The 14,653-nt window shown below is 71.6% G+C and carries 16 protein-coding genes and 1 riboswitch; of the genes, 13 read left to right on the forward strand and 3 right to left on the reverse strand.

Annotated elements, in window-relative coordinates; translation table 11 throughout:
- Nucleotides 1-40: 40 nt before the first annotated feature.
- Both CRP52_RS11295 and CRP52_RS11300 read right to left on the reverse strand, forming a co-directional pair.
- Nucleotides 41-1,003, reverse strand: coding sequence for a zinc-binding dehydrogenase (locus CRP52_RS11295; RefSeq protein WP_097236275.1), 963 nt, complete (start codon nt 1,001-1,003; stop codon nt 41-43).
- Between the two features lie 106 nt (nt 1,004-1,109).
- Entirely contained in the window at nt 1,110-2,303 is a 1,194-nt protein-coding gene (locus CRP52_RS11300) for an NAD(P)-dependent malic enzyme (RefSeq protein ID WP_097236276.1), read from the reverse strand.
- Nucleotides 2,304-2,882: 579 nt separating this feature from the next.
- On the opposite strand from CRP52_RS11300, the gene CRP52_RS11305 reads away from it, so the two are divergent.
- From CRP52_RS11305 to CRP52_RS11325, 5 genes are all read left to right on the forward strand, one after another.
- Nucleotides 2,883-3,812, forward strand: coding sequence for an ABC transporter substrate-binding protein (locus CRP52_RS11305; RefSeq protein WP_097236277.1), 930 nt, complete (start codon nt 2,883-2,885; stop codon nt 3,810-3,812).
- A 320-nt stretch (nt 3,813-4,132) separates the two neighbouring features.
- Entirely contained in the window at nt 4,133-5,059 is a 927-nt protein-coding gene (locus CRP52_RS11310) for an ABC transporter substrate-binding protein (protein WP_097236278.1), read from the forward strand.
- Nucleotides 5,060-5,096: 37 nt separating this feature from the next.
- Complete coding sequence (locus CRP52_RS11315; protein ID WP_097236279.1) at nt 5,097-6,071, forward strand: amino acid ABC transporter permease; 975 nt, start codon at nt 5,097-5,099, stop codon at nt 6,069-6,071.
- Nucleotides 6,068-6,871, forward strand: a complete 804-nt coding sequence (locus tag CRP52_RS11320) for an amino acid ABC transporter ATP-binding protein (RefSeq protein ID WP_306458853.1) — start codon at nt 6,068-6,070, stop codon at nt 6,869-6,871. The genes CRP52_RS11315 and CRP52_RS11320 overlap by 4 nt, the downstream gene beginning before the upstream one ends.
- 112 nt (nt 6,872-6,983) lie before the next feature.
- Complete coding sequence (locus tag CRP52_RS11325; RefSeq protein WP_097236280.1) at nt 6,984-7,577, forward strand: CGNR zinc finger domain-containing protein; 594 nt, start codon at nt 6,984-6,986, stop codon at nt 7,575-7,577.
- 3 nt (nt 7,578-7,580) lie between these two features.
- Here the strand turns inward: CRP52_RS11325 and sodX are convergent, their stop codons facing one another.
- The gene (gene sodX / locus CRP52_RS11330) at nt 7,581-7,943 is read right to left on the reverse strand and encodes a nickel-type superoxide dismutase maturation protease (RefSeq protein WP_097240009.1); all 363 of its coding nucleotides are present in this window, start codon (nt 7,941-7,943) and stop codon (nt 7,581-7,583) included.
- Nucleotides 7,944-8,210: 267 nt separating this feature from the next.
- Here sodX and sodN point away from each other — a divergent pair, with 267 nt between their 5' ends.
- From sodN to CRP52_RS11370, 8 genes are all read left to right on the forward strand, one after another.
- A complete protein-coding gene (gene sodN / locus CRP52_RS11335) occupies nt 8,211-8,606 on the forward strand; it encodes a superoxide dismutase, Ni (protein WP_045699892.1) in 396 nt (131 codons plus the stop codon).
- Nucleotides 8,607-8,696: 90 nt separating this feature from the next.
- Nucleotides 8,697-8,852, forward strand: a riboswitch (cobalamin riboswitch).
- Nucleotides 8,853-8,948: 96 nt separating this feature from the next.
- Entirely contained in the window at nt 8,949-10,004 is a 1,056-nt protein-coding gene (locus CRP52_RS11340; RefSeq protein ID WP_257032420.1) for a FecCD family ABC transporter permease, read from the forward strand.
- A complete protein-coding gene (locus tag CRP52_RS11345; RefSeq protein WP_097236281.1) occupies nt 10,001-10,816 on the forward strand; it encodes an ABC transporter ATP-binding protein in 816 nt (271 codons plus the stop codon). The genes CRP52_RS11340 and CRP52_RS11345 overlap by 4 nt, the downstream gene beginning before the upstream one ends.
- Before the next feature lie 17 nt (nt 10,817-10,833).
- A complete protein-coding gene (locus CRP52_RS11350; protein ID WP_097236282.1) occupies nt 10,834-11,826 on the forward strand; it encodes an ABC transporter substrate-binding protein in 993 nt (330 codons plus the stop codon).
- Between the two features lie 110 nt (nt 11,827-11,936).
- Nucleotides 11,937-12,320 carry a nuclear transport factor 2 family protein gene (locus CRP52_RS11355; RefSeq protein WP_097236283.1) on the forward strand — a complete coding sequence of 128 codons (384 nt, stop codon included), beginning with the start codon at nt 11,937-11,939 and terminating at the stop codon, nt 12,318-12,320.
- 10 nt (nt 12,321-12,330) lie between these two features.
- A complete protein-coding gene (locus tag CRP52_RS11360; RefSeq protein ID WP_097236284.1) occupies nt 12,331-12,804 on the forward strand; it encodes a GNAT family N-acetyltransferase in 474 nt (157 codons plus the stop codon).
- 209 nt (nt 12,805-13,013) lie between these two features.
- Entirely contained in the window at nt 13,014-13,424 is a 411-nt protein-coding gene (locus CRP52_RS11365) for an anti-sigma regulatory factor (RefSeq protein ID WP_097236285.1), read from the forward strand.
- Nucleotides 13,425-13,604: 180 nt separating this feature from the next.
- Entirely contained in the window at nt 13,605-14,612 is a 1,008-nt protein-coding gene (locus CRP52_RS11370; protein ID WP_257032421.1) for an RNA polymerase sigma factor SigF, read from the forward strand.
- Nucleotides 14,613-14,653: the final 41 nt, after the last annotated feature.

Genomic DNA, 14,653 nt, shown 5'->3' on the forward strand with positions numbered 1-14,653 from the left:
CGGCCCGGTGCTCCCGCGCGGAGCACCGGGCCCCCTCGCGTCAGGGGTTGAGCACGATCTTGCCGAAGACCTCGCCCTTGGCGAGCCGGGCGAAGCCGTCCCTGGCCTCGCTCAGCGGCAGCACCGAATCGATCACCGGGCGGACGCCGGTGTTGGCGCAGAACGCGAGCAGCCCGGCCAGCTCCTCCTTGGTGCCCATGGTCGAGCCGACCACCTTGAGCTCCAGGAAGAAGATCCGGTTCAGCTCGGTGGCGCTCGGGTTGGGCCCGGAGGTGGCACCCGAGATGACGATGGTGCCGCCCGGGCGCAGCGACTTCACCGAGTGCGACCAGGTCGCCGCGCCGACCGTCTCCATCACCGCGTCCACCCGCGCGGGCAGCCGGGCGCCGCTCTCGAAGGCGGCGTCGGCGCCGAGCTCCACCGCCCGGCGGCGCTTGGCCTCGTCCCGTCCGGTGACCCAGACCCGCAGGCCGGCCGCCTTGCCGAGGACGATCAGCGCGGTCGCCACGCCGCCGCCCGCACCCTGCACCAGGACGGTGTCACCGGGCTTGACCCCGGCGTTGGTGAACAGCATCCGGTAGGCCGTCAGCCAGGCGGTGGGCAGGCAGGCAGCCTGTTCGAAACTCAGCTCGGCGGGCTTGGGCAGCAGGTTCCAGGTGGGGACGGCCACCTGCTGGGCGAAGGTGCCCTGGTAGCGCTCGGTCAGGATGGAGCGCGGCTCGTTCGGGCCCACCCCGTGGCCGCTCTGGCCGATCACCGAGTGGATGACCACCTCGTTGCCGTCCTCGTCGACACCGGCGGCGTCGCAGCCGAGGATCATCGGCAGCTTCTCGGCGGGCAGGCCGACCCCGCGCAGCGACCACAGGTCGTGGTGGTTCAGGCTGGCGGCCCTGACCGTGACCAGGCTCCACCCGGGCCGGACCTGCGGCTCGGGGAGCTCGCCCAACTCCAGTGCGGCGAGCGGGTCGTCGGCGTCGATACGTGCGGCGTAGGCAGCAAACATGCCCCGGACGATAGCCGGGACGGCCGAGGCCGGGAACCACGCGTGAGTGTGACGCGTGTCCCGGCCTCGGACCGTGGCCCCGTCCGGGGCAGATCTCGGCAGATCGTCAGATCCGGGCCACGCCCTCCGCGCGGGCGGCCTCGGCGACGGCCTTGGTGACCGCCGGGGCGACCCGCTCGTCGAACGGCGAGGGGATGACCTTCTGCGGCGTCAGCTCGTCGGCCACCACGCCGGCCAGCGCCTTGGCGGCGGCCAGCTTCATGCCCTCGGTGATCCGGGAGGCCCGGACCTGCAGGGCGCCGGCGAAGATGCCCGGGAAGGCCAGCACGTTGTTGATCTGGTTCGGGAAGTCGCTGCGCCCGGTGGCCACGACCGCCGCGTACTTGTGCGCGACCTCGGGGTGGATCTCCGGGGTGGGGTTGGCCATCGCGAAGATGAAGGCGCCGTCGGCCATGGTCGCGACGACCTCCTCCGGCACGGTGCCGCCGGAGACGCCGATGAACACGTCGGCGCCGGCCAGCGCGTCGGCCAGCGAGCCCTTGACGCCGGTGCGGTTGGTCAGCGCGGCGATCTCGGCCTTGACGTCGGTGAGGTCGCCGCGGCCCTCGTACACCACGCCCTTGCGGTCGCAGACCGCCACGTCGCCGATGCCGGCCGCGACCAGCATCTTGGCGATGGCGATGCCGGCCGCGCCGGCGCCGGAGATGACGGCCCGCAGCGAGCCGATCTCGCGGCCGGTCACCTTCGCCGCGTTCCACAGGGCGGCGGTGGTGACGATCGCGGTGCCGTGCTGGTCGTCGTGGAAGACCGGGATGTCGAGGGCGTCCTGGAGCCGGCGCTCGATCTCGAAGCAGCGCGGGGCGGAGATGTCCTCCAGGTTGACGCCGCCGAAGGAGGGCGCCAGCCGGACGACGGTCTCGACGATCTCGTCGACCTCGGTGCAGTCGAGCGCGATCGGCACCGCGTCCACGCCGCCGAACTGCTTGAACAGGATGGCCTTGCCCTCCATCACGGGCAGCGAGGCCTGCGGGCCGATGTCGCCGAGGCCCAGCACCGCGGTGCCGTCGGTGACCACGGCGACGGTGTTGGCCTTCCAGGTGTAATCGTTGACCAGCTCCGGCTGCTCGGCGATGGCCGTGCAGACGCGGGCGACACCGGGGGTGTAGGCGAGGGACAGGTCGTCCGCGTCGCGCACCGGGACGGTCGCCCGGATCTCCATCTTGCCGCCGCGGTGGAGCGCGAAAACCGCGTCGACCGGATCGTCGGTGTCCTGGGTGCTGCTGATGATCTCCGCTGCCACGATGACCTCTTCGTCATTGTTCTGGCGAGGTGCGCGGCCGACAGGTACGACCCGTCCGGAAGCCGGAAACCGGGTACGCCGAAGCGGACCCGGGGTCGGGGTCGGGGCGCCCGTCGGGTGGCGCCCTCGGATGAGGGTTTTATGGGGTCTTCTGTTGTCCGCGTTGTGCTACCGGGCCGAGCCTAGGTCGGACAAAGGCATCGCACCTATGCCTTTTCGTCCTCGTCACGTGCGGTTCATCGCCGTGCTGTCGCGTCACAGGGGCCCGGCGTCGGAAGCGCCGGGCTCCGGCGGCGGCAACGGCTTGAGCGCACGCGCACCCGCAGGTGTGAACGCAGACCCGAAGGGGATTCGGCACTCCGGATACGGAGCCGCGTGAGGACTTCCGTTCCCGAGAACCCGAGCCTGTCGGGGCTCGTCGGTCTGGTTCGAGCGTTCGGGGGTCACCCGGTACCGAATTCTGACACACCCGCCGCCGGGCCCGGCAGGGCGGGATGGCAGGATCGCTTGTCCGCCATGTGGCGTACACCCGCACGACACGTGGCGACCGCACGTCCCTCCCCAACAGGAGCAGCCCTCATGCCTCACCCCCTCCCCGCCCGCCGTCCGGCCCTGGCCGGAGCCGTCCTGGCCACCGCCGGAGCCCTGCTGCTGACCGGCTGCAGCGGTGGCGGGCAGGCCGCCCCGACCGACCCGGTCAAGGACGTCCGCGACAAGCTGCCGAAGGCCCAGCGCACGGCCGGGGTGCTGCGGATCGGGATGGACGTCAACTACGCCCCGGTGGAGTTCCGCGGCCCGGACGGCAAGCCGACCGGCCTCGACCCGGACCTCGCCACCGCCCTGGGCAAGATCCTCGACGTGCGGGTGGAGTTCGTCGACACGCCGTTCGACAAGCTGATACCGAACCTGCAGGGCAAGCAGTACGACGTGGCCATGTCGGCGATCAGCGACATCCGCCAGCGCCGCGAGGGCACCCCGGCGGCGGACGGCAACCCGGCCGTCCCCGGCGTGGACTTCGTGGACTACTTCATCGCCGGCACCTCGATCGTCGTCCCGAAGGGCAACCCCAAGGGGATCAAGACCCTGGACGACCTGTGCGGCAAGACCATCGCGTTCCAGCAGGGCACCAACCAGGACGAGATCGCCACCCGCCAGGTGGCGGTCTGCGCCCGCACCGGCCGCCAGTTGACCACGCACAAGCTGGACAGCGACGCCAAGGCGCTGGCCGAGGTCGCCTCCGGCGTCGCCGCGGCCGGCCTGAACGACTTCCCGGTGGCCGCCTTCGCGGCGAAGAGCACCGACGGCGGCACCCGCTTCGAGGTGACCGGCGGGCAGTCCACCTCCAACCCGTACGGGATCGCGGTGCGCAAGAGCGACACCGAGCTGCGGGACGCCCTGGCCAAGGCGGTCGACCAGCTGATCCGCAGCGGCGAGTACGACAAGGTCCTCGCCAAGTGGAACGTGAGCGCCGGTGCGGCGCAGAACGCGGTGGTCAACGGGGGCATCTGAGCGGGCGGGCGGCGGGCCTCCGGGCGGAGCACAGAGGGATCTGGATACTTATGCGGAGGGTGACAGGGAGCCGGAATCAGTCCGAATAGCGGACAGTGTGACCCCTTGTTATCCGATTTTGATCTGGATGAGGGTCACCTGACCGTCCTCAGATGGCAGGATTCCCCCCATCTCGGATCGAGCCGGCCACTGGTCGAGGCGGTTCGACCACGTCCACCTCGGCGGAGGGTGGCGAACGCGGTACTCGTAAGACCCTGGGCGTTCCCGGCGTCCAGGCACTGCAGAGCCCGGCCTTTCTCTCCCAGGAGGAGATCCCCCTCATGACCGCCCGTACCAAGCGCAACCGGCTCTTCGCGGCCGGTGTGGTCGCCGCCTCCGTGTCCCTCGTGCTGACCGGTTGCAGCAGCAGCAAGAGCGAGGGTGGCGGCGCCCCGAACGCCTCCGCGACCGTCAACGAGGTCAAGGCCGACCCCAAGCTGACCGCACTCGTCCCGGACGACATCAAGTCGGCCGGCAAGCTCGTGGTCGGCGCGGACGCCTCGTACGCGCCGGACGAGTTCAAGGACGACAGCGGCAAGATCATCGGCATGGACGTCGACCTGGCCGCCGCCATCGCCAAGAAGCTCGGCCTCACCGCCGAGGTCCAGGACTCCGGCTTCACCGCGATCATCCCGGGCATCCAGTCGAACAAGTTCCAGCTCGGGATGTCGTCCTTCACGGACAACAAGGAGCGCGAGCAGATCGTCGACATGGTGACCTACTTCAACTCCGGCAGCGCCATCGCCGTGAAGAAGGGCAACCCGGAGAAGATCGACCCGAAGGACCTCTGCGGCAAGAAGGTCGCCGTCCAGACCGGCACCACCCAGGCCGACGAGATCAAGGACACCCGCAACCCGGACTGCACCAAGGCCGGCAAGCCGGGCGTCCAGAACGACGGCGACAAGTTCGACCTGCAGACCGACGTCACCAACGCCGTCGTCTCCGGCCGCGACCAGGCCATGATGGCCGACTCCCAGGTCGTCGACTACGCGATCAAGCAATCCGGCGGCCAGCTGGAGAAGGTCGGCGACACCTACGGCGTGGCCCCCTACGGCATCGCCCTGGCGAAGGGCTCCAAGCTCACCCCGGCCGTCCAGGCCGCCGTCCAGTCGCTGATCGACGACGGCACCTACAAGCAGATCCTCACCAAGTGGGGCGTCGAGGCCGGAGCCATCGACAAGTCGACCGTCAACGGCGCCGTCAGCTGACCCCTCGTCTGCTTCATCTCTCCCCCGAGGCCACACCGTGAACTCTTTGGACAAGGGGACGCCGGAGAAGGGACGGCCTGAGACCATCAAGGCCGTCCCGGTCCGCCACCCCGGACGCTGGGTGGGCGCCGTCGTCATCGCCCTGCTCGCAGCCATGCTGTTGAGCGCCCTCTTCACCAACCCCGCTTTCAAGTGGGACATCGTCGGGCAGTACCTGTTCCACGACAGCATCGTGCACGGCATGGTCGTGACGCTGGAGCTGACCGCGCTCTCCATGCTCATGGGTGTGGTCGGCGGCATCATCCTCGCGGTGATGCGGCTCTCCCCGAACCCGCTGCTCTCCGGCACCGCCTGGGTCTACATCTGGGTCTTCCGCGGCACCCCGGTGCTGGTGCAGCTGGTGTTCTGGAACTTCCTCGGCCTGATCTGGGCCAAGCTCTCGATCGGCGTCCCCTGGGGCCCCGAGTTCTGGTCCGAGTCCACCAACGTCCTGATCCCGACCTTCGTCGCCGCGCTGCTGGGCCTGGGCCTCAACGAGGCCGCCTACATGGCGGAGATCGTCCGCGGCGGCATCCAGTCGGTGGACGAGGGCCAGACCGAGGCCGCCCACGCGCTCGGCATGAGCCGGTTCCAGACCATGCGGCGGATCGTCCTGCCGCAGGCCATGCGGGTGATCATCCCGCCGACCGGCAACGAGACCATCTCGATGCTGAAGACCACCTCGCTGGTCTCGGTCATCTCCCTGGAGGAGATCTTCCGGGCCGGCCAGGTCATCTACTCTCGGAACTACCAGAACATCCCGCTGCTGATCGTGGTCAGCCTCTGGTACCTGTTCTTCACCTCGGTACTGACCATCGGCCAGTACTACATCGAGCGCCACTACGCCCGAGGCTCCAACCGCACCCTCCCGCCCACCCCGCTGCAGCGGCTGCGGGGCCTGTTCGCCGGGAAGCCCGCCCCGAAGACCGAGCACGACGTGGTCCCGGGGCTTGAGGGAGGTGGTCACGTATGACCGATCTGACCAAGGACCCCGCCGGCTCCGCCGCCTCCGCCGAGCCGATGGTCCGCGCCGAGAACGTGCACAAGTCCTACGGCCTGGTCGAGGTGCTCAAGGGCATCGACCTGGAGGTCAGGCAGGGCGAGGTGTTCTGCCTGATCGGCCCGTCCGGCTCCGGCAAGTCGACCTTCCTGCGGTGCATCAACCACCTGGAGAAGATCAACGGCGGCCGCCTCTGGGTGGACGGCGAGCTGGTCGGCTACCGCCAGAAGGGCGACAAGCTCCACGAGCTCAAGGACCGCGAGGTCGCCCTGAAGCGGCGCGACATCGGCATGGTGTTCCAGCGCTTCAACCTGTTCCCGCACATGACGGCCATGGAGAACGTCATCGAGGCGCCGGTCCAGGTCAAGGGCGAGAGCAAGGCCGACGCCCGCGAGCGCGCGATGGCCCTGCTGGAGCGGGTCGGCCTCGCCGACAAGGCGAAGAACTACCCCTCCCAGCTCTCCGGCGGCCAGCAGCAGCGCGTCGCGATCGCCCGCGCCCTGGCCATGAAGCCCAAGCTGATGCTCTTCGACGAGCCCACCTCGGCGCTCGACCCGGAGCTGGTCGGCGACGTCCTCGACGTCATGCGCGGCCTCGCCGAGGAGGGCATGACCATGGTGGTCGTCACCCACGAGATGGGCTTCGCCCGCGAGGTCGGCGACGCGCTGGTGTTCATGGACGGCGGTGTGGTCGTCGAATCGGGCAACCCCCGCGAGGTGCTCACCGACCCCCAGCACGAGCGCACCAAGGCCTTCCTCTCCAAGGTGCTCTGACCCCGTACCGTCGGCGCCCGGCAGGTTCTGCCTGCCGGGCGCCGCCGTTTGCCCCGTCCGGGTAATAGGCTGGAAGCAGTCAGCCCGTTACCGATCTTCTGGAAGGACCGCCGTGGAGCTCGCCTCGTACGCCGACCTCGCCGTTCGGCTGGTCAACACCGAGGAGCCCGAGCGCGGCACCGACACGCTGACCTCCGTGGACGCGGTGCGCGCCCTGTTCTCCGACTCCGCGCGGGCCGCCGCGCTCGCCGACGAGTCCGACCTGCCCCGGCTGCGGGCCGTGCGGACCAGGCTGCGCGGGGTCTTCGAGGCCGCCGCCGAGGGGGACGAGGTCCGGGGCGTCGACCTGCTGAACAGCCTGCTGATGGAGTTCCCCGTCAGCCCGCTGGTCTCCGGGCACGACTACCTGGACGCCGCCGGGCGGCCGCGCTGGCACCTGCACCTGGCCGACAACTCGGCCACCGCCACCGCGCACTTCAGCGCCGTCGCCTGCATGGGCCTGGCCGTCCACCTGACCGAGCTGGGCGCCGACCGGCTCGGCATCTGCCAGGCCGCGCCCTGCCGCAACGCCTACCTGGACACCTCGACCAACCGCTCCCGCCGCTACTGCTCGGACCGCTGCGCGACCCGGGCCAACGTGGCCGCCTACCGGGCCCGCAAGCGCCAGGAGGCGGAGGCCGCGCTGGGCGGCGGGGCCGGGGCGTAGCGGCTAGACCTCCTCGACCCAGGCGCCGAGGCGGCGGGCCAGGCCCGGCATCCGGGCCAGCCGGGGGGTGAGCAGCAGCCGCTCCAGCCGGCGGCCCGGCGCCAGCCAGGCCGGGCGCGGACGCAGCCGCAGCAGCACCCGGCCGAGCACCAGCTCGTCCGGGACCGCGCCGAAGCTGCGGCTGTCGCTGTCCACCGGGCGGTTGTCGGAGAGCATCCACCAGCCGCCGGCCCGGCGTTCGGCGGCCCGCTTCACCACCAGCAGGTCCTGCTGGAAGGGGTGACGGAAGAGCACCACCGCGCCCCGCCGGATCGGCGCGCCGTAGCGGACCAGCAGCTGGTCGCCCTCGCGCAGGGTCGGGACCATCGACCGGCCCGCCACGTCGACCAGCCCGAACGGCAGCGTGCCGCCCCGGCCCGCTTGTTCCGCGCCCCCGGGTTCCGTGCTCCGCGCCACGACTCCTCCTCCGCACCGGTCCGCACCCAGTCTGCCGTACGGGCCGTCACCTGTTCGATGTCCGGATTCGGCCGGTTCACGGTCCGTCTTTCGCCCTAGGCCCACCGCCCGATCGCGAAACCGTGGGGGTGGAAGGGTAATCTCGGGCGCGGGAAGACGATCTAAGGAAGGACTCCCATGTTCTCTCGTCTGTTTGCACCGCGTGCCACCGCTCACGCCCACTGCGACCTGCCCTGCGGCGTCTACGACCCCGCGCAGGCCAAGCTGGAGGCCGAGTCGGTCAAGGCCACCCAGGAGAAGTACCAGGCCAACGAGGACCCGCACTTCCGCGCCCGCGCCATCATCATCAAGGAGCAGCGCGCCGAGGCCGTCAAGCACCACATCTCGGTGCTGTGGAGCGACTACTTCAAGGCCCCGCACTTCGAGAAGTACCCGCAGCTGCACCAGCTGATCAACGACACCCTGAAGGCCGCCTCGGCCGCCAAGGCGTCCACCGACCCGGCCACCGGCCAGGCCCTGCTGGACCTGATCGCCGAGGTCGACAAGATCTTCTGGGAGACCAAGCAGGCCTGAGCCTGACGCGTCGCCACCCGACCGCCCCCGTCCGCACCGCCGGACGGGGGCGGTCGTGCGTTCACGTCCGGTCGCGTCCGCCCCGACCACGGTAAGGGTTGCCAGGCCTGAGTGCCTGTTATGCTGCCAGGGCGTCCGAGGGGGAAGTCCGGTGGGAATCCGGCGCTGACCCGCAACGGTGAGCGGGGCCCGTACCAGCCGTACGGTCCCGTCAGCCCGATCGCCCTCGGCCGCCGGAATCCCGACGACTCGCCGCGGACTGCGAGGGGAACGGCGCCCCGGCACGCCCGCGGCCGGCGCCCGCCCCGGCGCACCCCGGCCCGAGGCAAGGCGCGACCCGCAGTGAACGACCCGCTTGTTCGCCGAACACCCACGCTCCCGCTGGCCGTCGGCCTCGCCGCCGCCCTGCTGCTCTCGCTGGTCTGCGGGGTCGCCTTCGGCTCCTCCGGGATCGGGCTCCCCCGCGTCCTGCGGCTGCTCGGCGCCGGGCTGACGGGCGGTCGGCTGGAGGCCGAGGAGGCGGCCGCGTACGCCATCGTCTGGGAGATCCGGCTGCCGCGCACCGTGCTGGCCGCCGTGGTCGGCGCCGGGCTGGCCGCCTGCGGCGTCGCCGTCCAGGCGCTGGTGCGCAACGCGCTCGCCGACCCGTTCGTGCTCGGCATCTCCTCCGGCGGGGCCGTCGGCGCCAACGCCGTCCTGCTGTTCGGCGCCTTCGCCTCGCTCGGCGTGTGGGCGGTCTCCGTCTCCGCCTTCGGCTCGGCGCTGGCCGCCATGGCCCTGGTCTACCTCGCCGCCCGCACCGCGTTCGGGCTCACCCCGCTGCGCCTGGTGCTCACCGGCACCGCCCTGTCCTACGGCTTCTCCGCCGCCACCACCCTGATGGTCTTCGCCGCCGACCGCGGCGAGGCCGCCCGGGACGCCATGATGTGGCTGCTCGGCAGCCTCGGCGGCGCCACCTGGGGCTCGGTGCCGATCGCCGCCCTCACCGTACTGGCCGGCCTCGCCCATCTGGCGTGTGCCGCCGGGCGGTTGGACGCCCTCGCGATGGGCGACGAGACCTCCGCCTCGCTCGGCGTGGACCCGGACCGGCTGCGCCGCGAGCTGTTCGTGGTGACCGCCGCCGTCACCGGCACGGTGGTCGCGGTCAGCGGGGCGATCGGCTTCGTCGGGCTGCTGGTGCCGCACCTGGCCCGGATGCTGGTCGGCGCCGGGCACCGCCGGGTGCTGCTGGTCGCGCCGCTCGCCGGGGCGCTGCTGCTGGTCTGGGTTGACATCGCCTCCCGCACCCTGCTGGCACCCGCCGAATTGCCCGTCGGGGTGTTCACCGCCGTGCTCGGCGTGCCCGTCTTCCTGCTGATGATGCGCCGCCGCGGCCAGGCCTTCGGAGCCGGACGATGACCGGGCCGATCCCCGCGGACGACCTGACCCGCCCGGCGCCGGCCCAGGGGCTCGCCGTCGACGCCGTCTCGGTGCAGCTGGCCGGCGCCCGGCTGGTCCACGAGGTGAGCCTGCGGGCCGCCGCCGGCCGGGTGGTCGGGCTGATCGGGCCGAACGGCAGCGGCAAGTCGACCCTGCTGCGCTGCGTCTACCGGGTGCTGCGGCCGGCCGGCGGCACCGTCCGGCTGGACGGCGACGACCTGCACGCCCTCACCGCCCGCGAGACGGCCCGGCGGGTGGCCGCACTGACCCAGGAGCACTCCGCCGAGTTCGACTTCACGGTGGCCGAGGTGGTCGCCATGGGCCGGCTGCCGCACCGGCGCGGGTTCGGCGCCCCCACCGACCGGGACCGGGAGCGCTGCGCCGAGGCCCTGCGCAAGGTCCGGGCCGGCCACCTCGCCGACCGGGGCTTCCTGAGCCTGTCCGGGGGCGAGAAGCAGCGGGTGCTGTTCGCCCGTGCCCTCGTCCAGGAGCCGCGCCTGCTGGTGCTCGACGAACCCACCAACCACCTCGACATCGCCCACCAGTTGGAGGTGCTGGCGCTGGCCCGCGAGGCCGGCCCGACGGTGCTCACCGCGCTGCACGACCTCAACCTGGCGGCCGGCCACTGCGACCTGCTGTACGTGCTGCGGGCCGGCCGGATCGTCGCCTCGGGCCCGCCCGCGGAGGTGCTGCAACCCGCCCTGCTGGCCGAGGTGTTCGGCGTCCGCGCCACCCCGGTCCGGCACCCGGGGACCGGCGCCCTCCAGCTGCTGTTCGACCGCCTCACCTGACCCCGGAAGGAACCCACGTGCGCACCAAGGCCGTTGCCACCGCCGCCCTGCTCACCCTCGGACTGACCGCCTGCGGCGCCGAGATCGCCCCGAAGGAGGCCGCCGCCGGCTCCGCCCACTACCCGGTGACCGTGCGGAACTGCGGCGAGCAGCTGACCTTCCCGCAGAAGCCCGCCCGGGTGGTCACCAACGACGTCAACATCACCGAGCTGATGCTCTCCCTCGGCCTCGCCGACCGGATGGCCGGGTACGTCATGCCCGACGACAAGGGCAAGATCGACCGGGTGCCCTGGAAGGACGGCTACCAGCAGACGGCCTGGCTCTCCAAGCAGCGGCTCACCAAGGAGATCGCGCTGGACGCCAAGGCCGACCTGGTCTTCGCCGGCTGGCACTACGGCTTCGACGAGGGCAGCGGCGTCACCCCGCAGGCGTTCCGGGCGCTCGGCATCGACTCGTACGTGCTGAGCGAGTCCTGCCGCAGCGGCAAGGGCACCGAGCGCGGTGTGATGGACCCGCTGGAGGCGCTCTACACCGACCTCGCCAACCTCGGCGAGATCTTCGACGTCCGGGACCGCGCCGACCGGCTGATCGCCGACTCCAGGGCCCGGATCGCCGCCGTCCCGCAGCCCGAGCACCGCCCGTCCGTCTTCCTGTACGACAGCGGGCAGGACAAGCCGTACACCGCCGGGAAGTTCGCCGCTGCGAACCAGATCATCGCCAAGGCCGGCGGGACCAACATCATGGGCGAGCTGGCCGACACCTGGGTGACGGCCGGCTGGGAGAGCGTGGTGCAGAGCGACCCCGAGGTGATCGTGATCAACGACTACGCGACCCCGGGCGCCGAGGAGAAGCGGAAGTTCCTCAGGTCCTTCCCGCCGCTGGCGAACGTCTCCGCGATCAGGAACGACCGGATCTTCGTCCTGGACTACGTCGACCTGGTGGAGAGCCCGCGCAACCCCGCCGCGATCGGCGCCCTGGCCGACTACCTGCGCACCGTCCCGGCCCGCTGACCGGCCCGGATCGGGCTCGGACAGGCCCCGGACAGGCCCCTCCTCCGGTCGGCGGCGCCGGGCGTACGCTCAAGGTACGAGCCGACGGAACCCGACCGGAGGAGCGAATCATGACCACCATGGCGGCCCCCGTCGCCTTCGACACCCGCGCGCTGCGCGAGGGCATCGAGCGCTGCGACGCCGAGGTCCTGCTGGCGCTCTACGCGGAGGACGCGGAACTGCGCGTGGTCGACCGCAAGACCCAGCCCAGCCACCCCCTGGTGATGCACGGGCTGGAGGAGATCGGCGCCATGCTCGACGACGTCTACGGCCGCGAGATGACCCACAAGCTGGAACAGGTGGTCGTCCAGGGCGAGCACGTGGCCTTCCTGGAGTCCTGTCGCTACCCGGACGGCGTCCGGGTGCTGACGGCCTCGATGGCCGACCTGCGGGACGGGCGGATCGTCGACCAGACTTCCGTCCAGGCCTGGGACGAGCCCGGGCCCGAGCAGTAGGCTCGCAGGCATGATCCGCACCGCCGTCGCCACCGACGTCCCCGTCATCCACGCCATGATCCGCGAGCTCGCGGAGTACGAGCGGGCCCCGCACGAGGCGGTGGCCACGGAGGAGCAGCTGCACGAGGCGCTGTTCGGCGCCGCCCCGGCGGTGTTCGGCCTGATCGCCGAGGACGACGCCACCGGCGAGCCGGTCGGCTTCGCGGTCTGGTTCCTCAACTTCTCGACCTGGCGCGGCTCCCACGGGGTCTACCTGGAGGACCTGTACGTCCGCCCGGAGGCGCGCGGCGGCGGCCACGGCAAGGCCCTGCTGCTGGAGCTCGCCCGGATCGCCGTCGAGCGCGGCTACTCCCGGGTGGAGTGGTCGGTCCTGGACTGGAACCAGCCCTCGATCGACTTCTACAAGTCCCTCGGTGCGGTGCCGATGGACGAGTGGACCGTCTACCGTCTCACCGGCGACGCGCTCACCGCCGCCGGCAGCTGAACCGACCGCCGGTGGCGACGCGACCACGTGGGCGACCCGACCGCCGGTGGCAATCCGACCGGCGGGCCGGAACGGACCGACGGAGTCCGCAAAAGGGTCTGCCACCCTGCGTCGCAATGCCTTACCATGAGTAACCCCGAACCGGGGGCAGCAAGAGCGGTAACCAGCGGGGTACCAAGCAAGCACAGCGCGCCACCCAGGAGGCAAGGGTGTCCCAGATCGACGGCGATCTCGGTGTTCAGGATTTCGTGGAGGTCCGGCTCCCTGCAGCGGGGGCCTACCTCTCCGTCCTGCGAACAGCGACGGCCGGGTTGGCGGCCCGGTTGGACTTCACCCTCGACGAGATCGAGGACCTGCGGATCGCGGTCGACGAGGCCTGCGCCATCCTGCTCCAGCAGGCGGTTCCGGGCTCCGTACTGTCCTGCGAATTCCGGCTGGTGGGCGACTCCTTGAAGGTCACCGTCGCCGCCCCGACCACCGACGGCAAGGCTCCCGAACGGGACACCTTCGCCTGGACGGTGCTCTCCGCGCTGGCGGGGGAGGTCGACTCCTCGGTCGGCGACGACAAGACCGTGTCGATCAGCCTGCACAAGAAGCGCGGTGGGTCCGCCGCCCACTAGGGCGCCGCACCCCACCGCACGGACCGCGCAGCACCGAGCAGCACCCGCGCAAGGGCCGTCCGCCGCTCCCCGTCCGGGGCCCGGCGGACGGCTCCCGGTACCGCCCCGCGCGGTACGACCAACGAGACGATTCCGGGGCCACCGGCCCCGGTGCTCCCGGAACGGAACGGGGGAATGGCCGTGAGTGATCTGGACCGTACCGGCCTCGCGACGGCGGGACCTGCCGTACCGACCCAGGCGAGCGTTCCCGGCCTCGCCGCCAACGACGAAGCGCACCCGAAGGACGCCCACCGGATGAGCCACCCGACCGAGCCGACGTCCGAGCCGACGCCCGACTCCGCGCCCCCGCCGGAGCCGGCGAACGAGGCGGCCGGGCCCGGCGACACGGAACCGCACGGCGCCGTGCCCGCCCAGGTCTCGCACCGCACCGGCGCCCCGGACCGGGAGGCCGCCCGCGCGCTGTTCGTCCGGCTGTCCGCGCTGCCCGAGGGCTCCCCGGAGCGGGTCGAGCTGCGCAACCAGCTGGTGCGGATGCACATCCCGCTGGTCGAGCACCTGGCCCGGCGCTTCCGCAACCGGGGCGAGCCGCTGGACGACCTGACCCAGGTCGCCACCATCGGCCTGATCAAGTCGGTGGACCGCTTCGACCACGAGCGCGGGGTCGAGTTCTCCACCTACGCGACGCCGACCATCGTCGGGGAGATCAAGCGGCACTTCCGCGACAAGGGCTGGGCGGTGCGCGTGCCGCGCCGGCTGCAGGAGCTGCGGCTGTCACTCACCACGGCGACCAGCGAGCTCTCCCAGCGGCACGGCCGCTCCCCCACGGTGCACGAGCTGGCCGAGCACCTGGGGATCTCCGAGGAGGACGTCCTGGAGGGCCTGGAGTCCGCCAACGCGTACTCCACGCTGTCCCTGGACGTGCCGGACAGCGACGACGAGTCGCCGGCCGTCGCGGACACCCTGGGCGCCACCGACGAGGCGCTGGAGGGCGTCGAGTACCGCGAGTCGCTCAAGCCGCTGCTGGCCCAACTGCCGCCCCGGGAGCAGAAGATCCTGGTGCTGCGGTTCTTCCGCAACATGACCCAGTCGCAGATCGCCGCCGAGGTGGGGATCTCCCAGATGCACGTGTCCCGGCTGCTCGCCCGGACCTTGGCCCAGCTGCGGGAGAAGCTCCTGGTGGAGGAGTGAGCGAGGAGTGAGCACTGACGGCCGCTCAGCTTCCCGCTGGG

Source organism: Streptomyces sp. 1331.2, assembly GCF_900199205.1.
In the GTDB taxonomy this organism is placed as follows: domain Bacteria; phylum Actinomycetota; class Actinomycetes; order Streptomycetales; family Streptomycetaceae; genus Kitasatospora.